The sequence below is a fragment of the Pseudomonas putida genome, assembly GCF_001636055.1.
Taxonomy (GTDB): domain Bacteria; phylum Pseudomonadota; class Gammaproteobacteria; order Pseudomonadales; family Pseudomonadaceae; genus Aquipseudomonas; species Aquipseudomonas machongensis.
The window spans coordinates 3,541,190-3,557,782 of record NZ_CP011789.1; the positions used below are offsets into that span (position 1 = coordinate 3,541,190).

Below are 16,593 nucleotides of genomic sequence, written 5' to 3' on the forward strand. Positions count from 1 at the left end.
GCCTTGCCCCTGGTCCGAGTGTTCGTGCCTGTGGCGTAAGAAATCCCAGGCAAGCTTAGCTGAGTGATTCACTCAGGTTAGCCGCTCGCGCATTCAGGCTGTGGTGGTGGAACCGAGGTCAAGCCGTCAGGCAACTTCAAGAAGCCTCTTGCAACTCGACCGCTCTGCAAATACTGTATGAAAAACCAGTATCTCGAGACATCCCCATGCAACTCATCGCCAAGCTCGGCATTCTCGCCGACGCCGCCAAATACGATGCATCCTGCGCCAGCAGCGGCGCGCCCAAGCGCAGCTCGCGGGGGCGTGACGGGCTTGGCGCCACCGATGGCATGGGCATCTGCCACAGCTATACCCCTGACGGGCGCTGCGTGTCGCTGCTCAAGGTGCTGCTCACCAACTTTTGCCTGTACGACTGCCAGTACTGCGTCAATCGCCGCTCCAGCAACGTGCCTCGCGCACGCTTCAGCCCCGAGGAAGTGGTGCGCCTGACCCTCGACTTCTACCGGCGCAACTGCATCAGCGGGCTGTTCCTGAGCTCGGGCATCATCCGCTCGGCCGACTACACCATGGAGCAGTTGAACCGCGTTGCCAGGCTGCTGCGCGAAGAGCACGGTTTCCGCGGCTACATCCACCTCAAGACCATCCCCGACGCCGACCCGCTGCTGATCGAAGAAGCCGGGCGCCTGGCCGACCGGCTGAGCGTCAACGTCGAGCTGCCCACCGAGGCCAGCCTCAAGCGCCTGGCGCCGGAGAAACAAGCACACACCATCCGCCAGGCCATGGGCGTGATTCACCACGGCCAGCAGGCCGTGGCCGGCGAACCGCGGGCGCCGCGTTTCACGCCGGCCGGCCAGAGCACCCAGGTAATCGTCGGTGCCGATGCCACCGACGACCGCACCCTGCTGCGCAACGCCGAATCGCTGTACCAGGGCTATGGCCTCAAGCGCGTGTACTACTCCGCCTTCAGCCCGATCCCGGACAGCCCGAACAGCGTGCCCCTGGCCGCACCGCCGCTGCTGCGCGAGCACCGCCTGTACCAGGCCGACTTCCTGATGCGTGGCTACGGCTACAAGGCCGGCGAGCTGCTCGGCCAAGCCGGTAACCTGGCGTTGGACATCGACCCCAAGCTGGCCTGGGCCCTGGCCAACCGCGAGGTCTTTCCGCTGGACCTGAACCGCGCCGAGCCCGCCCTGCTCGCCCGCATTCCCGGTATCGGCCTGCGCAGCGTACAGCGGCTGGTGGCGCTGCGACGCGAGCGGCGGATCCGCTACGACGATCTGATCCAACTGCGCTGCGTGCTGGAAAAGGCCCGGCCGTTCATCGTCACCAGCGATTACCGCCCGGCCCAGGCCGAACTGCGCAGCGGCTTGCTGCGCCAACGCCTGCGCGAACCGCAGGCACCGGTGCAGATGGGGCTATGGGCTTGATCGCGCTGGATTGCGACGACCTGTTCGGCACCTGGCGCGACCAGGCACGGGCGCTGCTCGGCCATGGCATCGACCCGGCCGAGGTGACCTGGGGCCAGGGGCCGATGGACGACCTGCTGGCCATTCCCACGCCTTTGCCACAAGGGCCCGGCCCCTTCCGTGCGCGGGTGCCGGCGGCCTTGTTGGCACAACTCGAGCAGGCCGCTCGCTATCGCGGCGAACAACGCTGGAACCTGCTGTACGAAGTCCTCTGGCGTGTCGCCCATGGCGATCGCACCGCAATGCTCGCCGGCGACCGCCTGGGCAGCGAGTTGCAGCGGCGTATCAAGCAGGTCTCTCGCGAGGCGCATCACCTGCACGCCTTCGTGCGCTTCGTGCCGTTGCCGGAAGCGGTCGCCGAGCGCCTGCAACTGGACCTGGTGGCCTACCACGAACCTGCCCATGACATCCTTGAAAGCGCCAGTGGCCATTTTGCCGACCGCCTCGGGCGCCAGCGCTGGCTGATCGCAACGCCCACCGATGGCATACGTTTCGACGGCAGCGAGCTCGACTACCGTCGGCAGTGTCCCCGTGAATGGGTGGACTGGGCGCGCCATGCCGAAGATCCCGGCGCCGAGCTGTGGCGTACCTACTACCGCTCCACCTTCAACCCGGCGCGGCTGAACCCTGATGCCCTGCGCCTGCACATGCCGGGGCGTTTCTGGCGCCACCTGCCCGAGGGCATGCTCATTCCCCAGCTCGAAGGTTTGGCGCGCCAAGGCAAGCAACGCGACGGGCAGGCACTGGAGGTTGGCTTGCAACGTGGCAAGCGGGTCGGGCGCTGAGCGCCGTTGTTGCCTACACTTTCGCTGATTGCCTCTGATTTCCGGGAGCCACCATGGACGATTCCAGCCAAGGCAAGCCACCCACCTTCTGGCAGATGCTGCACAGCATCCTGGCTGCCGCCTTCGGCGTGCAGAGCGGCAAGAACCGCGCGCGCGACTTCACCCACGGCAAGGCCAGCCACTTCATCGTGATGGGGGTGATGTTCACCCTGGTGTTCATCCTGGTGCTGGTGGGGCTGGTGCAGTTGGCGATGCATCTGACGGGGCGGTGAAACAATCATTTGACGCGCGCAGGCCAGAACGCACCCGCCCGCGGAATTCCCTCCCGCGGGCGGCTCAGGTTGCAGTTCACGGTCTGAAGTTTGCGTTACTGATGGCTGACCCAGTACACAGCGGTCACGACAACCAGCACGATCAGGCACAGGATCGCCCAGGCGTCGACACTGCTGTCAGGCTTGCGGAGCTTGGTCGGGTTTCCCATTGCATTGCCTCTTGTAGTGGTTATGGGAATGCACGTCACACCAGCAGTTAAGTCCAGCAATGCCCTTTGCTCAAGCAGGGTCTTTCAATAATCGACGGGTGACGTCAGGAACGGGTAGCGATAGTCGGTGCCCCGCCCCTCTGCGCTGTAGCGGCGAAAGTCGATGCCATAGCCTTTGCGGCCGCTCAGTTCCAGCCAGCGCTGCGCCTTCACCGCATCGATGGCCTGCAGCACTGGCAGGCGGTACAGGTGTTGCCCGTCACGGTCCATCGCCAGGCCCCGGGCGTCGTCATGCAGCATCACCATGGCCCAGCCGCCCAGGCTGAAATGCCCGCCCATGAGCACGCTCAGCCGCCCATCCACGCGCGCCTGCAAGGCCTCGGGCGAACTGTTGACCGCGCTGAACAACACATCGCGCCCCGGCACCAGGCCAGCCGCCTCGAACGCCTGCATTGCACCGAACGCCATCTGGTCGTTCGCCGACCACACCAGGCGCACCCGCGGATAGCGCTGCAGCAGCAACTTGGCCTGCTCGAAGGCCCGTTGGCGGCTCCAGCCGCCATACACCAGCTGGCGCAAGCGTACGTGCGGAAACTCGGCCAACGCCCGCTGCATGCCTTGCTCGCGCAGTTGCGAAGCAGGCGTGGTGCTGATGCCGGAAAACGCCAGCAGCTCGATCGGTTCGCCTGTTGGGGGCAGGCTGGCGACCAGGTCGTGCAGCATCTGGTATCCCGCCTGTTCGTCATTGCCGACCAGTGAGCCGAGCAGCGGCGCGTACTTGCCCGGCTGTGCCTGAATCGCCTCGGCCTGCCCCTCGGTCAGGCCGTTGTTGACCAACAACAGCTTGACCCCGCTGCCCTGCGACAGGCGCATGATCTCTGGCGCCACATACTGCTCGTTGACCAGCACCAGGTAGTCGGGCTTGTGCTCACCCTGCAGGATCGCCCGCGCCTGCTCCAGTAGCCGCTCGGCCTGGCGCTCGCCGTACTCCACGCGCAGATCCATGCCCAGGTCGTCGGCCGCCGCTTGCATGAAACGCGAATAGCCAACCCAGAACGTCTCATCGGACAACCCGGGATTGAGAAAAGCCACCGAAGCGGCTTGGGCGTTTGCCACCAGCGGCAGACCCAGGCACAGGCTGCGGCACAGCGTCCTGATGACCATGCGAGACATCCCTGCAAAAGCAAAGGATACAGTATAACGGCGCATGGCCATCACGGATAAATAGCAGCCAGTCTCACTTAGTCCAAATGGTTCTTTTCATATGCAAAAACATCACTTTAGCGCATAAATACAACCTGTTATCGTTCCCCCGCTCCGACCCGGAGTGCGCGGCCGTGCGCGCGATTAGCTGCATGCAGCCTGAGACAGGACTTTTATGTACGTATACGACGAGTACGATCAGCGGATCATCGAGGACCGCGTCAAGCAGTTCCGTGATCAGACCCGCCGCTACCTGGCCGGTGAGCTGAGCGAAGAAGAATTCCGCCCTCTGCGCCTGCAGAACGGCCTCTACATCCAACGTTTCGCCCCGATGCTGCGCGTCGCCGTGCCCTACGGCCAGTTGAACGCGCGCCAGGTCCGCATGCTGGCCAAGATTGCCCGCGACTACGACAAGGGCTACGCGCACATCTCCACCCGCCAGAACGTGCAGTTCAACTGGCCTGCGCTGGAAGACATCCCGGACATCCTGGCTGAACTGGCCACCGTGCAGATGCACGCGATCCAGACCAGCGGCAACTGCCTGCGCAACACCACCACCGACCAGTTTGCCGGCGTTGCCGCAGACGAGCTGATCGATCCACGCCCCTGGTGTGAGATCGTCCGCCAGTGGACCACCTTCCACCCGGAATTTGCCTACCTGCCGCGCAAGTTCAAGATTGCGATCAACGGTTCGAAGGAAGACCGCGCGGCCATCGAAGTGCACGACATCGGCCTTGAGCCTGTGCGCAACGCAGCTGGCGAGCTGGGCTTCCGCGTGCTGGTCGGTGGCGGCCTGGGCCGCACGCCGGTGGTCGGTTCGTTCATCAATGAGTTCCTGCCCTGGCAGGACCTGATCAGCTACCTCGACGCCATCCTGCGCGTGTACAACCGTTACGGCCGTCGTGACAACAAGTACAAGGCGCGGATCAAGATCCTGGTCAAGGCCCTGACGCCAGAAGTGTTCGCCGAGAAGGTCGAGGCCGAAATGGCCCACCTGCGTGGCGGCAACAGCACCCTGACCGAAGCAGAAGTCCAGCGCGTCTCGCGTCACTTCATCGACCCCGAGTACCAGGCCCTCGACAATGTCGACTACAGCGCCCTGGACCAGGAGCACCCAGGGTTCGCCCGCTGGCGTTCGCGCAACACCCGTGCGCACAAAAAGCCTGGCTATGTGGCCGTGACCCTGTCGCTCAAACCTACCGGCGTCGCTCCTGGCGACCTGACCGACAAGCAGCTCGATGCCGTGGCGGACCTCGCCGAGCGCTACAGCTTCGGCTTCCTGCGCACCTCGCACGAGCAGAACATCATCCTCGCCGACGTCGAGCAGCGCCAGCTGCACGCACTGTGGCTGGAACTGCGTGAAGGCGGTTTCGCCACGCCCAACATCGGCCTGCTGACCGACATCATCTGCTGCCCAGGCGGCGACTTCTGCTCGCTGGCCAATGCCAAGTCGATCCCGATCGCCGAATCCATCCAGCGCCGCTTCGACGACCTGGACTACCTGTTCGACATCGGCGAGCTGGACCTCAACATTTCCGGCTGCATGAACGCCTGCGGCCACCACCACGTGGGCCACATCGGCATCCTCGGCGTGGACAAGAAAGGCGAGGAGTTCTACCAGGTTTCGCTGGGCGGCAACGCCGCGCGCGATGCGAGCCTGGGCAAGATTCTCGGCCCCTCCTTCGCCCAGGACGACATGGCTGACGTGATCGAGAAGCTGATCAACGTGTACGTCGAGCAGCGCAACGAAGACGAGCGCTTCATCGACACCTACCAGCGTATCGGCATCGACCCATTCAAGGAACGCGTCTATGCAGCGAATCATTAAGAACAACCAGCTCATCGACGAAACCTGGCACCTGCTGCCCAAGGAAACCTCGTTCGACGAGCTGACCAACTGCGACGACTACATCGTTCCACTGCAGCTGTGGCGCGACCATGCCCATGCCCTCAAGGCCCGCGACGGCGGCCTGGGCGTGTGGCTGGACAGCGACGAAGAAGCCGAGGAAATCGGCGAGGACGTCCAGCACTTCCAGGTCATCGCCCTGAACTTCCCGGCCTTCACCGACGGGCGCAACTACTCCAATGCGCGCCTGCTGCGTGATCGCTACCAGTACAAGGGCGAGCTGCGTGCCATTGGCGACGTACTGCGCGACCAACTGTTCTACATGGCCCGCTGCGGCTTCGATGCCTTCGCCATCCGTGCCGACAAGGACCCGGAAGACGCGTTGCAGAGCCTGAAGGACTTCTCGGTAACCTACCAGGGTGCCACCGACGAGCCGCTGCCGCTGTTCCGCCGCCGCTGATCGCCGCCTGCTGTAACGAACGGCCCGCCTTCTCGCGGGCCGTTTCGTTTGCGCGTTTTTTCTAATGTTGAGTGCTGGCCTGCCGATATCACGGGTGTACCCGTATCTCTATTCGGCAGGACGCTAATGAATCCGATAGCAGCTGCACAGCGCCTGGCCCCGGTCCTGACTGCCCCGCAACCGGCCCCGGCCAGCGCCAGCAACCCGACCGGCATCGCCAGTGTCTCGGCAGTCCCGAGCACCAGCGTGGTTCTCGGCCAGAGCAACACCATCAGCGATTCCGAGACCTACTCGCGCCAGGGTCTGCTGCCAGGCCAGGTCCGCTATGTCTGGGAAAAGGACAGCCAGGACAAGCTCGCCACCACGCTGCAGACCGCCTTCCAGTCATCCAGCAGCGCGGGCCGCTTCAAAGGCATTGGTGCGGCCTTGATCGAACAGCTCGCACAGAACGGCGGAAAGAACATCTCGCAGTCGGTGTTCGCCTTCAGCGACGACTCTCCAATCGACCCTGGCGTGCTCAAGCTGCAGCAGCAGCGCCTGCGCGAGAATCCTGACAGCGGCGTCACCTTCAGCCTGACCACCGCGTCCGGCGCGACCATTCGCTTGTCGCTGGCCAGCAGCGAAAAGGGCCTGGCGGTGAGCGCGGAAGTCGAAGGCGGCTCGCTCAGCAGCGAAGAACTCAAGGGCCTGGGCAACCTCGCCGACGCCTTCCAGTCCACCATCGATGGCCTCAACGAGGTGCCACCCCAGCTCAAGCTCGGCGCACTGGTCAAGCTCGATCCGAAGCTGTTCAGCGCCTTGCAGATAAACAGCAAGTTCGAATCCCTGAGCGGCGAGCAGACCTTCTCCCTGAGCCTCGATGACAAGGCGCGCAGCCTCAGCCTGCAGGGCCCGACCGGCCAGGTGCAACTGAGCCTGGACACCCAGGACGCCGAGCTGCTGGGCAAGTCGGCGCAGCGCAAGGCGGCGATCGACAACTACCTGACCCAGTTCGACGCCGCCCAGCGCCGTGGCCGTGGCGACGAGAACCTGATGAACCTGTTCAAGAACGCGTTCACCCAGCTCAACAGCATCGACGACAATCGCCAACCTGCGGTGCAAAGCCCGACGGCCCTGAACGACAAGGACCGTGCCCTGCTCAGCGGCCTGGCCGACTTCAGCGCCTCGATCAGCGAAACCACACGCAGAAGCAACCCGATGCGCCTGGACGAAACCGACAGTTTCACCTTCAGCACCTCGCAGAGCACCACGGTCAAGAACCGTGGCCTGCAGGACCGGTCGGTGGAGCAGAACCAGCAGAGCAAACTCACCGCCTCGTTCCACCGCGGCCTGAATCCGCTGACCAACCTGGTGCTGGGCAGCGACCGCGAGTCGCAGAACTACAGCTACCACCTGATCGACGACCAGGCCAGCAGCACCACCCGCCTGGCCTATGACAAAGGCCAACTGGTGGAAGCCAGCGCGACCCAGCAGGCGAGCCAGAAAGAGCGGATCCTCACTTATGTCGATGGCGACCTGAAAAGCGACGTGACCACGCCCAAGGCAGTGACCCAGTCGCGCAACGTGCTGAACCTGCTCAGGGATGCATTCGAGCAGGACCGCATCGCCCAGCGCGATCGCGGTGTGTCGCTGCTCGAAGGGCTGCTGCAATCGCAGCGCAGTCGCTGGTTGTTGCAGACCGATCCGTCGAAGATCGCGGCCTGACAAAGGACCTGTGGGAGCGGCGAACCGCCGCCGCCACAGGGACTGAGTCAAGCTCAGAGAAGGCTTACCCCCGCACCCCCAGCATCCCGCGATCGACGATGAAATCGATCACCGCCTGCAACCCGTCACCCTTCTTCAGGTTGCTGAACGTCCAGGGTCGCTCGGGGCGCATGCGGTTGGTGTCGCGCTCCATCACTTCCAGCGAAGCCCCGACATAAGGTGCAAGGTCGGTCTTGTTGATCACCAGGAAGTCCGACTTGGTGATGCCCGGCCCGCCCTTGCGCGGGATCTTCTCGCCTTCGGCAACGTCGATCACGTAGATGGTCAGGTCGGCCAGTTCCGGGCTGAAAGTGGCGCTCAGGTTATCGCCCCCACTCTCGACGAAGATCACCTCCAGGTTACCGAACTTGCGCGCCAGCGCCTCGACCGCCGCAAGGTTCATCGAGGCGTCTTCGCGAATCGCGGTGTGCGGGCAGCCGCCGGTCTCGACGCCAACGATACGCTCAGGCTCCAAGGCACCGGCCTCGGTGAGGATGCGCTGGTCCTCCTTGGTGTAGATATCGTTGGTCACCACGGCGATGTGGTAATGATCACGCATGGCCTTGCACAGGGCCTCGAGCAGCGCGGTCTTGCCGGAGCCGACCGGGCCGCCGACACCGACGCGCAGGGGTTGCTGATAGCTTTGCATGTTGGCAGTCCTCAGGAACGGAACAAACGGGTGTATTGGGTTTCGTGTCGTGACGAGGCAATGGCCAGCAGCGGCAGGCCGCCGCCCAGTTCGTCATCGCCAAGGGTCAGAGCCTGGTCGAGCACGGCGGGCAACTCGGCGCCCAAGTCGCGCAGCAAGGTCTGGGCCGCCTGCTGGCCGAAAGGCACCAGCTTGACCCCGGCCATGACGGCGCCTTCAAGCCAGGCGAAGCCATGGCCGAGGGCCAGGTCGCGCAGCGGGATCGACCAGTGCGCGCCCAGCCAGGCCATGCCACCGAGCTGGGATAGCTCGATGCTCTCACGCCAGGCCGGCGCCTGGGCCAGTTGCCAGCCATCGAGCAGCCGCGCCAGGGCGCTGCCCCGCTGGCGTTCTTCAAGCCGCAGCTCGGCCGTCTCGCGGTTGGCCAGCAGAAACTGGGTCCAGCGTGCGAAGGCCTCGGCATCATCGTCCTGGCATGCGCGGTAGAGGCGCGCCAGCAACGGCCAGTCGAGACAGCCCAGGGTGTCGTGCAACTGCTCACGCTGCCAGGCACAAAAGCCGGCCGTGTCACGCACCCAACCGGCCTCGACGGCCCACTCCAGACCTTGCGAGTAGGTGAAACCACCCACCGGCAGGCCCGGGCTCGCCAGTTGCAGCAGACGCAACAGCGCCAGGTCGCTGCTCATCAGCCGGCCAGCACGAACGCGGCGCCGGCCAGCAAGCCACCACCGAACAGCTTCTGCAGCTTGCTGTGGCGGCGCAGCAGACAGCCTACGCCGAACCCGACCACCAGCAGCAGCGCACTGACGGTGACGAAGCCTGCACTGAACATCCAGAACGCGCTGGGCGTCGCTTCCACGCCGTGGGCCCAGCCATGGAACAGGGCGAACACCGGCATGGCCAGGGCCAGCAGCACCTGGCGGTTGGGCAGCAGCATGGCGCAGGCGGCCACCACCAGCGAAATGGAGATCATCGTTTCGACACCGACCAGGTCACCGAACAGATGCCCCAGCACCGCGCCGCCGAACATCGCCGAGAGCGTGGCCAGGGGCAAGCTCAGGTTGCGTCGGGTCAGCGCGGCCAATACGCCGGTACCCAGCAGCATGAGCAGGTGGTCCAGGCCTGTCAGCGGGTGCAGCAGGCCATCCTGCAGCGGGTTGTTGTCGTGGCCGGGGTGGGCGAAGGCTGGCAAGGCAATCATCAGTAACGCCAGGGCAAGGGCTTTTTTCATTGTGTGCTCCAAAGCAATTCGGAAGGATTACAGGCGAACGAAGGGATGATCGTGGGCGTGGCCGTGAGGGGCGCTCTGGTAGGCGCCAGCCTCCGGCTCGAACGGCGCCTGCTCGATCAGCACCTCAAGGCCCAGGCCGCGCACCATTTCGTCCAGCACATGATCATGCTGGTAGCGCAAAAAGCCGGCCTCGATCTGCAACGGCACATGGCGATTGCCCAGGTGATAGGCCGCACGCGCCAGCAACAACGGATCGGCGCAGCGCACCGTGGACACACGCTCCGGTGCCGCCAGCACCTGCACCAGATGCTGGCCATCGGCATCGGCGAGCAGTTCGCCACCGCGCAGCAGATGGCCGCGCTCAAGCATCAGGCCGGCATCGCGGCCATCGTCGAGGGTCACGCGCAGGCGGCTCTTGATTCGGCTGTCCACATCCAGGGTGACAGTACCGGTGACCGAGGCAGCCTCGACGACACGGCGGGTCAGGACAATCATGCTTGCTCCTTCAGAACAGGAAATAACGCTGGGCCAGCGGCAGTTCGCTGGCCGGTTCGCACACCAGCAACTCGCCATCGGCGCGCACCTGGTAAGTCTGGGCATCGACCTCGATCAACGGTTGCAGGCCGTTATGCACCATGTCGGCCTTGCGCACTCGGCGACAGCCGCGGGTGACCCCGATCAGGCTGCGCAGCCCGAGCTCCTCGGCCAGCCCACGGTCCATGGCGGCCTGGGGCAGGAAAGTCATGCGCGTGGCGTGGCGAGCTGCACCGAAGCTTGCGTACATCGGGCGGTAGTGCACCGGCTGCGGGGTCGGGATCGAGCCGTTGATATCGCCCATGGGCGCCGTGACGATCAGGCCGGCCTTGATCACCGCCGACGGCTTGACACCGAAGAACGCTGGCGACCAGACCACCAGGTCGGCCAGCTTGCCCACCTCCACCGAACCGACCTCGTGCGCGATGCCATGGCTCAGCGCCGGATTGATGGTGTACTTGGCGATGTAGCGCTTGACCCGGAAGTTGTCGCTGTAGCTGCTGTCCGGGGCCAGGGGCCCACGCCGCACCTTCATCTGGTGGGCCACCTGCCAGGTCCGCAGTACCACTTCGCCGACCCGGCCCATGGCCTGGGAGTCGGACGACGTCATGGAGAACGCGCCCATGTCGTGGAGGATGTCCTCGGCGGCGATGGTCTCGCGGCGGATGCGCGACTCGGCAAAGGCCACGTCTTCGGCAATGCTCGGGTCCAGGTGGTGGCAGACCATGAGCATGTCCAGGTGCTCATCCACGGTGTTGATGGTGTAGGGCAACGTCGGGTTGGTCGAGGACGGCAGCACGTTGGCCTGCCCCGCCGCGCGAATGATGTCCGGCGCATGACCACCGCCCGCCCCTTCGGTGTGGAAGGTGTGGATGGTGCGATCGCCAATCGCTGCCAGGGTGTCCTCGATGCAGCCGGATTCGTTGAGCGTATCGCTGTGGATCGCGACCTGGATGTCCATCTCTTCGGCCACGCTCATGCAGCAATCGATGGCCGCCGGCGTCGAACCCCAGTCTTCGTGCAATTTCATGCCCATGGCACCGGCCGCGATCTGCTCGCGCAGCGGTTCGGGCTTGGAGACGTTGCCCTTGCCGAGAAAACCGATGTTGATCGGCAAGCTGTCGGCAGCCTGGAGCATGCGCGCCAGGTACCAGGGCCCCGGCGTACAGGTGGTGGCGTTGGTACCGGTCGCCGGACCGGTGCCGCCGCCGATGAAGGTAGTGACGCCGCTGGTCAGGGCTTCATCCACCTGCTGCGGGGAGATGAAGTGGATGTGTGTGTCGATGCCGCCTGCGGTGACGATCTTGCCCTCGGCGGCGATCACTTCCGTCGCTGCGCCAACCGGGATGGTGACGCCGGGTTGAATGTCCGGGTTGCCCGCCTTGCCGATGGCGACGATACGCCCTCCGCGCACGCCGATGTCGGCCTTGACGATCCCCCAGTGATCGATGATCAGCGCATTGGTCAGCACCAGGTCCACAGCTTCGGCAGCCAGCATCTGGCCCTGCCCCATGCCATCGCGAATGACCTTGCCACCACCGAACTTGACCTCCTCGCCATAGATCGTGAAGTCCTTCTCGACTTCGACCCACAGCGCCGTATCGGCCAGGCGCACGCGGTCGCCGACGGTGGGCCCGAACATGTCGGCGTAGGCCCGACGGGAAATACGGCTCATGCCTTGCCCTCCAGCGCGCCCATCACCTTGCCCTGGAAGCCATACACCTCACGCTTGCCAGCGTAGGCCACCAACTGCACGGTACGTGACTGGCCAGGCTCGAAACGCACGGCGGTGCCGGCGGGGATGTCCAGGCGAAAGCCCCGGGCTGGTTCGCGCTCGAACACCAGCGCATCGTTGACTTCGTAGAAGTGGTAGTGCGAGCCGACCTGCACCGGGCGGTCGCCATGATTGGCAACGCTGACGCTGACCGTTTCACGGCCGACATTGAGTTCGATGTCGCCTGCGGCGACCTGGATTTCTCCGGGAATCATGAATGCCTCCTGGGCAGCGTCAGACGATAGGCTCGTGGACCGTCACAAGCTTGGTGCCATCGGGGAAGGTCGCTTCCACCTGGACGTCGGGGATCAGCTCCGGCACGCCCTCCATGACCTGGTCACGGCTGAGCACCTCGCGGCCCAGGCTCATCAGTTCGGCGACCGTGCGACCGTCACGCGCGCCCTCCATCACTGCGGCGCTGATCAGTGCCACAGCTTCCGGGTAGTTGAGCTTCAATCCACGGGCCAGGCGGCGCTCGGCGACCAGCGCGGCCGTGAACAGCAGCAGTTTGTCTTTCTCTCTCGGGGTCAGCTCCATGGGAGGCTCTCTCAGGTGGCCCAGATGCGCGGCGGGCTCGGCGCCAGGCCCAGGACGGCCGGGCGCAACAGATGCCAGAGGCGCTGCAGGGTACGTTGCACATGTTGGTTGTCGTTATCGAGCAGGCGAATCACCAGCAACGGCCCGAGCAGGGTCGCGCCAGCCGGAGTGTCCACGTCGTCGAGCACCTGGCGTACCTGCTCGAGCAGGTGCGTGTCGGCAGGTGCGGCGCAGAAGGTCGCGACCAGCGGATAACCGCCGAGTTTTTCCAGATGCCCGCCCTCTACGCGCAGGCGCTCGTGGAGCCCCGGCTCGTGGGGCAGCTCGACCTGCAGTCGGCTGTCGAGGGCGCCATGATCGAAGTGCTCGTTCATTACCGGACGGCCCAGGCACAAGGTTTCCCAGGCCAGCAGGCGAGCGCCGGGTTCAAGGGTGAAACGGCTGTCGAGCCGGGCGCGGGCGCCGTCGAAGAAGATGCTGTCGTGAGGCAGCCATTCCAGCGTGCTGTCAGCCGCCAGGTGGAAGCGTTGCGCCAGCTGCGCGGTCGGACCGATGCTGCGGTAGAACTTGCTCGCGCCCGGCATGGTCAGCAGCGCGTGGCTGCCAGCTTCCAGATGGATATCGAGTTCGAGTCGGTCACCTGCGACGATGCCGCCGGGCGGGTGAAGGATGTAGACATGACACGGCGCGCCTTCAGGATAGAACGGGCGCTGCACCAAAAGAGGGCCGTAATGTTTGCGCGCACCAAGGCGAGTCACGTCCCCGCGCTTGACGAAGCGCAATTGCAGGTGAGCACTCCAGCCGCTATCGCCTTCAGATTGTTCGAATTGTTGCGCGGACGACATCCTGCAGCCCCTGAAATCCGTGGTGTGGCTAAATATTGGCTGATCTGTCGCGTTTACCTACGATGGGGTACGCAATGACCGCTTGTCTGAATTGCTGAACTGATATAGCAGGTTGCGGGCCAACTCCGCAGATGAACGAAGATGAAATTTTTCGGTCGCCGCTCCGGGATAGGGCGCCGCGCACAACCGCGGAGCGGCCTTGAGCCCGGTTTCGGTGCTTATGGGCCCAGGGGCTGCGTCAGTGGCTGCAGAGTGCTTCAAGCAGGCTTACCCGCGAAAACGGCACCGCGATATTCGCCACGGCGCTGCGACAATCGACCACACCAACACCGCCACCCTCCCCGCCATCCGAATGGTAGATTCGCGGCCATGAAAACCACCCGTCGGACACGTTCGCTGACCGCGTGGACGCTCTATGCCAGCGTTCTGTTCAGCCTGTTGCTCTGTGGCCTGCACCACGGCCAGATGAGTGGCCTGCGTCTGTCGGGCCTGGACGGTGGTTTCTGCGCCCTCGACAGTACCGGCAAAGGCCCGGCCATCGACCTGGGCGACAGCAACAGCGACCAGCACATGGCCCAGCTCGATTGCCCGGTGTGCTCCTCCTTTGCACTGGCCGTGCCGCTGACCGGTAGCCTGTGGTCATTCCCAGCAGCACACAGCGGGCCCCCCTCGCCGATCATCGTGCGCAGTTGGGCGCAGCCGCCGCCGCGCTACCTGCGCCCCGCCATCCCGCCCCGCGCATCCCCTTCCGATTTCCCCGCAGCAGCGCCCCTCGCCTGACCCCAGGCGGGCACGCCCGTGCCCGCGGGTCAGCCATGACCTTTGCGTGGAATCACTACAACATGATCCGCAACACTTCTCTGGTGCTCCTGATGGGCACCACCTGCACCTGTGCCTGGGCTGACGTCGCCCCCGTGCAACTCGACGCCACCACCATCGACGCCGAACAGCAGGCGCCCTCCGGCGTGCAACTGGACGAACCGATCCGTACCGGCTCGCGCCTGGGCCTCACCGCACGGCAGACACCCGCTTCGGTCAGCGTATCGGACCGCCGGGTGATCGAGCAGCGTGACGCCAAGGACAGCCAAGATGTGATCAACGCCATGACCGGCGTCAACGCCTCGGCCAACCCCGGCTACGGTGGTTTCGTCGCCTACCGTGGCTTCACCCAGAACCAGGTGACCCAGCTCTACAACGGCATCAACCTGGGCTACAGCAGCGCCACCCGTCCGGTGGATGCCTGGGTGCTGGATAGGGTCGAGCTGATCGGCGGACCGTCGTCGTTCCTGCATGGCGCCGGTGCCGTGGGTGGCTCGATCAACTACATCACCAAGCTCGCCAGCCGCGAAGCGCAAACCCTTGATGGGCGCATCCGCTACGGCAGCTACGACGACTCGGAAGTCGCCTTCGGCATCAACCAGGCCCTGGCCGAGAACCCCGCCGATGCCCGCCATTTCGCGCGCCTGGACTTCAGCCACAGCCAGGGCAATGGCTACATTGACCGCAACCAGCGCAACACCGACAGCCTGGCCTTCTCGTTGCTCAGCGACCTCTCGCCCAACCTCACCCACACCCTGGCCCTGGAGTACCAGGAAGACAAAGAGGACAGCCCCTACTGGGGTTCGCCCATCCTGCCGGGGCGCAGCACCATGAAGATCGACAAGAGCCGCCGCTTCGAGAACTACAATGTCGCCGACGGACGCTACGAGCAGCGAGTGCGCTGGCTGCGCTCGATCCTCGATTACCAGGTGAGCGACAGCACCAGCGTGCAGAACACCCTCTACCACTACAATGCCCAGCGTGATTACCGCAATCTTGAAAGCTACCGTTACAACAGTGCCGGCAACGTGGTGCGCTCCAGCCCCTACCTGCAGCGCCACCAGCAGAGCGTGATCGGCGATCGCGTCGAGCTGCGCCACGACAACAGCCTGTTCGGGCTGAGCAGCCAGTGGTCGCTGGGGCTGGACTGGTCGAGCATGCACCAGACCCTGTACCCGACCTCGGGCAGCTACAGCGACGTGGTCGATCCGGATCACTTCGACCCCGGCAGCTTCTACGACATTCCGGGCGTCAATCGCGGCCTGACCAAACAGCGACGCAACGAGGTGCTCAATCGCGCACTGTTCGCCGAGAACCGCCTGCAACTGACCGACCGCCTGGCCCTGCTGACGGCCCTGCGCTACGACTACTTGGACATGCAGGTCACCAACTATGGCCCGGTCAGCCCCAGCTCGCCGGCCTACTTCGAGCGCCGCTGGGAGCCGCTGTCCGGACGCATCGGCCTGACCTACGAGCTGACCCCGACAGCCAGTGTCTATCTGCAGTACAGCAACTCCGCCGACCTGCCAGCCGGTTCGCTGGCATCGGCGACCTATTCCAACGTCGGCTTGTTCGACCTGTCCAAGGGCGAGCAGTGGGAGGCCGGCAGCAAGTTCGACTTCCTTGACGGACGCGGCGCCGCCACCGTGGCGGTCTACCAGATCGTGCGCAAGGATTTCGCGGTGCGTGACGCCAACGACCCCAACCTGACGGTGCAGGCGGGCCAGCAGACCTCGCGCGGTATCGAGCTGTCCGGGCGCCTGCAGGTCACGCCCAAGCTGTTGGCCGAGGCCAACTACGCCTATGTCGATGCCCGATACGATGAATTCAACGAAGCGGTGGGCGGCGTGTCGGTATCTCGCAAAGGCAATGCGCCGGTCAACGTGCCGGCCAACGTCGCCAACCTGTGGTTGAGCTATGCCTTCACTCAAGACTGGTCGGCCGGCGTGGATGCTCGCTACGTAGACTCGGTCTACGCCGACAACGCCAACAGCCTGAAGGCCCCCGCCTACACCCTGTTCGGCGCCTTCGCCCGCTATCGCCTGGACCAACGCACCACCCTCACCGGTCGCGTCCGCAACCTCACCGATGAGGTGTATGCCAAGCAGGCTTATGGGCAGCAGTACTACATGGGCGCGCCGCGCACCTTCGAGGTGGCGATGGATGTGAAGTTCTAGCGCGGTACTACGCGCAGAGCAAAGCGTCTGAATGCTGGCGTGC

Annotated in this window: 17 protein-coding genes; 8 read left to right on the forward strand and 9 right to left on the reverse strand. The window is 64.7% G+C overall.

Annotation, left to right across the window (positions count from 1 at the left end; all coding sequences use genetic code 11):
• Nucleotides 1-206 precede the first annotated feature (206 nt).
• Genes AB688_RS15645 through AB688_RS15655 form a run of 3 tightly spaced genes read left to right on the forward strand, consistent with a single transcriptional unit; the run spans nucleotide 207 to nucleotide 2,523 of the window.
• Complete coding sequence (locus tag AB688_RS15645; protein WP_063545041.1) at nucleotides 207-1,427, forward strand: putative DNA modification/repair radical SAM protein; 1,221 nt, start codon at nucleotides 207-209, stop codon at nucleotides 1,425-1,427.
• Nucleotides 1,418-2,251: a TIGR03915 family putative DNA repair protein gene (locus AB688_RS15650; RefSeq protein ID WP_063545042.1), complete on the forward strand. Its 834-nt coding sequence runs from the start codon at nucleotides 1,418-1,420 to the stop codon at nucleotides 2,249-2,251. The genes AB688_RS15645 and AB688_RS15650 overlap by 10 nt, the downstream gene beginning before the upstream one ends.
• A gap of 53 nt (nucleotides 2,252-2,304) precedes the next feature.
• A complete protein-coding gene (locus AB688_RS15655) occupies nucleotides 2,305-2,523 on the forward strand; it encodes a DUF2970 domain-containing protein (protein ID WP_054890753.1) in 219 nt (72 codons plus the stop codon).
• Nucleotides 2,524-2,816: 293 nt separating this feature from the next.
• Here AB688_RS15655 and AB688_RS15660 read toward each other — a convergent pair whose 3' ends face one another.
• Nucleotides 2,817-3,896 (reverse strand): ABC transporter substrate-binding protein, encoded by a 1,080-nt coding sequence (locus tag AB688_RS15660; RefSeq protein ID WP_063545043.1) that lies wholly within the window; start codon nucleotides 3,894-3,896, stop codon nucleotides 2,817-2,819.
• A gap of 214 nt (nucleotides 3,897-4,110) precedes the next feature.
• Here AB688_RS15660 and AB688_RS15665 point away from each other — a divergent pair, with 214 nt between their 5' ends.
• The 3 genes from AB688_RS15665 to AB688_RS15675 all read left to right on the forward strand — a co-directional run bounded on the left by AB688_RS15665 (nucleotide 4,111) and on the right by AB688_RS15675 (nucleotide 7,945).
• Nucleotides 4,111-5,763 (forward strand): nitrite/sulfite reductase, encoded by a 1,653-nt coding sequence (locus AB688_RS15665; protein ID WP_063545044.1) that lies wholly within the window; start codon nucleotides 4,111-4,113, stop codon nucleotides 5,761-5,763.
• Nucleotides 5,747-6,241 carry a DUF934 domain-containing protein gene (locus tag AB688_RS15670; RefSeq protein WP_054890756.1) on the forward strand — a complete coding sequence of 165 codons (495 nt, stop codon included), beginning with the start codon at nucleotides 5,747-5,749 and terminating at the stop codon, nucleotides 6,239-6,241. The genes AB688_RS15665 and AB688_RS15670 overlap by 17 nt, the downstream gene beginning before the upstream one ends.
• A 126-nt stretch (nucleotides 6,242-6,367) precedes the next feature.
• Nucleotides 6,368-7,945 carry a hypothetical protein gene (locus AB688_RS15675; RefSeq protein ID WP_081255246.1) on the forward strand — a complete coding sequence of 526 codons (1,578 nt, stop codon included), beginning with the start codon at nucleotides 6,368-6,370 and terminating at the stop codon, nucleotides 7,943-7,945.
• A gap of 64 nt (nucleotides 7,946-8,009) precedes the next feature.
• On the opposite strand, the gene ureG is transcribed toward AB688_RS15675, so the two are convergent.
• The 8 genes from ureG to AB688_RS15715 are packed head-to-tail and all read right to left on the reverse strand — an operon-like array spanning nucleotide 8,010 to nucleotide 13,554.
• Nucleotides 8,010-8,633, reverse strand: coding sequence for an urease accessory protein UreG (gene ureG, locus AB688_RS15680; protein WP_054890758.1), 624 nt, complete (start codon nucleotides 8,631-8,633; stop codon nucleotides 8,010-8,012).
• An 11-nt stretch (nucleotides 8,634-8,644) separates the two neighbouring features.
• Nucleotides 8,645-9,319: an urease accessory protein UreF gene (locus tag AB688_RS15685; protein WP_054890759.1), complete on the reverse strand. Its 675-nt coding sequence runs from the start codon at nucleotides 9,317-9,319 to the stop codon at nucleotides 8,645-8,647.
• A complete protein-coding gene (locus AB688_RS15690; protein WP_063545045.1) occupies nucleotides 9,319-9,864 on the reverse strand; it encodes a HupE/UreJ family protein in 546 nt (181 codons plus the stop codon). The genes AB688_RS15685 and AB688_RS15690 overlap by 1 nt, the downstream gene beginning before the upstream one ends.
• A 27-nt stretch (nucleotides 9,865-9,891) precedes the next feature.
• A complete protein-coding gene (gene ureE, locus AB688_RS15695; RefSeq protein WP_063545046.1) occupies nucleotides 9,892-10,359 on the reverse strand; it encodes an urease accessory protein UreE in 468 nt (155 codons plus the stop codon).
• A gap of 10 nt (nucleotides 10,360-10,369) precedes the next feature.
• Entirely contained in the window at nucleotides 10,370-12,073 is a 1,704-nt protein-coding gene (gene ureC / locus AB688_RS15700; RefSeq protein WP_063545047.1) for an urease subunit alpha, read from the reverse strand.
• Nucleotides 12,070-12,387: an urease subunit beta gene (locus tag AB688_RS15705; protein ID WP_054890763.1), complete on the reverse strand. Its 318-nt coding sequence runs from the start codon at nucleotides 12,385-12,387 to the stop codon at nucleotides 12,070-12,072. The genes ureC and AB688_RS15705 overlap by 4 nt, the downstream gene beginning before the upstream one ends.
• 19 nt (nucleotides 12,388-12,406) lie before the next feature.
• Nucleotides 12,407-12,709 carry an urease subunit gamma gene (locus AB688_RS15710; RefSeq protein WP_054890764.1) on the reverse strand — a complete coding sequence of 101 codons (303 nt, stop codon included), beginning with the start codon at nucleotides 12,707-12,709 and terminating at the stop codon, nucleotides 12,407-12,409.
• Nucleotides 12,710-12,720: 11 nt separating this feature from the next.
• Nucleotides 12,721-13,554, reverse strand: a complete 834-nt coding sequence (locus tag AB688_RS15715; protein WP_063545048.1) for an urease accessory protein UreD — start codon at nucleotides 13,552-13,554, stop codon at nucleotides 12,721-12,723.
• A gap of 369 nt (nucleotides 13,555-13,923) precedes the next feature.
• Between AB688_RS15715 and AB688_RS15720 the strand changes: the two genes are divergently transcribed.
• Together AB688_RS15720 and AB688_RS15725 are read left to right on the forward strand one after the other, a co-directional pair.
• The gene (locus tag AB688_RS15720; protein WP_063545049.1) at nucleotides 13,924-14,334 is read left to right on the forward strand and encodes a DUF2946 family protein; all 411 of its coding nucleotides are present in this window, start codon (nucleotides 13,924-13,926) and stop codon (nucleotides 14,332-14,334) included.
• A 62-nt stretch (nucleotides 14,335-14,396) separates the two neighbouring features.
• A complete protein-coding gene (locus AB688_RS15725; protein WP_063546741.1) occupies nucleotides 14,397-16,550 on the forward strand; it encodes a TonB-dependent receptor in 2,154 nt (717 codons plus the stop codon).
• Nucleotides 16,551-16,593 lie beyond the last annotated feature (43 nt).

Coding starts and splice junctions, on each gene's coding strand:
- AB688_RS15645 (WP_063545041.1), top strand. CDS start 207: ATGCAACTCATCGCCAAGCTCGGCATTCTCGCCGACGCCGCCAAATAC.
- AB688_RS15650 (WP_063545042.1), top strand. CDS start 1,418: ATGGGCTTGATCGCGCTGGATTGCGACGACCTGTTCGGCACCTGGCGC.
- AB688_RS15655 (WP_054890753.1), top strand. CDS start 2,305: ATGGACGATTCCAGCCAAGGCAAGCCACCCACCTTCTGGCAGATGCTG.
- AB688_RS15660 (WP_063545043.1), bottom strand. CDS start 3,896: ATGGTCATCAGGACGCTGTGCCGCAGCCTGTGCCTGGGTCTGCCGCTG.
- AB688_RS15665 (WP_063545044.1), top strand. CDS start 4,111: ATGTACGTATACGACGAGTACGATCAGCGGATCATCGAGGACCGCGTC.
- AB688_RS15670 (WP_054890756.1), top strand. CDS start 5,747: ATGCAGCGAATCATTAAGAACAACCAGCTCATCGACGAAACCTGGCAC.
- AB688_RS15675 (WP_081255246.1), top strand. CDS start 6,368: ATGAATCCGATAGCAGCTGCACAGCGCCTGGCCCCGGTCCTGACTGCC.
- ureG (WP_054890758.1), bottom strand. CDS start 8,633: ATGCAAAGCTATCAGCAACCCCTGCGCGTCGGTGTCGGCGGCCCGGTC.
- AB688_RS15685 (WP_054890759.1), bottom strand. CDS start 9,319: ATGAGCAGCGACCTGGCGCTGTTGCGTCTGCTGCAACTGGCGAGCCCG.
- AB688_RS15690 (WP_063545045.1), bottom strand. CDS start 9,864: ATGAAAAAAGCCCTTGCCCTGGCGTTACTGATGATTGCCTTGCCAGCC.
- ureE (WP_063545046.1), bottom strand. CDS start 10,359: ATGATTGTCCTGACCCGCCGTGTCGTCGAGGCTGCCTCGGTCACCGGT.
- ureC (WP_063545047.1), bottom strand. CDS start 12,073: ATGAGCCGTATTTCCCGTCGGGCCTACGCCGACATGTTCGGGCCCACC.
- AB688_RS15705 (WP_054890763.1), bottom strand. CDS start 12,387: ATGATTCCCGGAGAAATCCAGGTCGCCGCAGGCGACATCGAACTCAAT.
- AB688_RS15710 (WP_054890764.1), bottom strand. CDS start 12,709: ATGGAGCTGACCCCGAGAGAGAAAGACAAACTGCTGCTGTTCACGGCC.
- AB688_RS15715 (WP_063545048.1), bottom strand. CDS start 13,554: ATGTCGTCCGCGCAACAATTCGAACAATCTGAAGGCGATAGCGGCTGG.
- AB688_RS15720 (WP_063545049.1), top strand. CDS start 13,924: ATGAAAACCACCCGTCGGACACGTTCGCTGACCGCGTGGACGCTCTAT.
- AB688_RS15725 (WP_063546741.1), top strand. CDS start 14,397: ATGATCCGCAACACTTCTCTGGTGCTCCTGATGGGCACCACCTGCACC.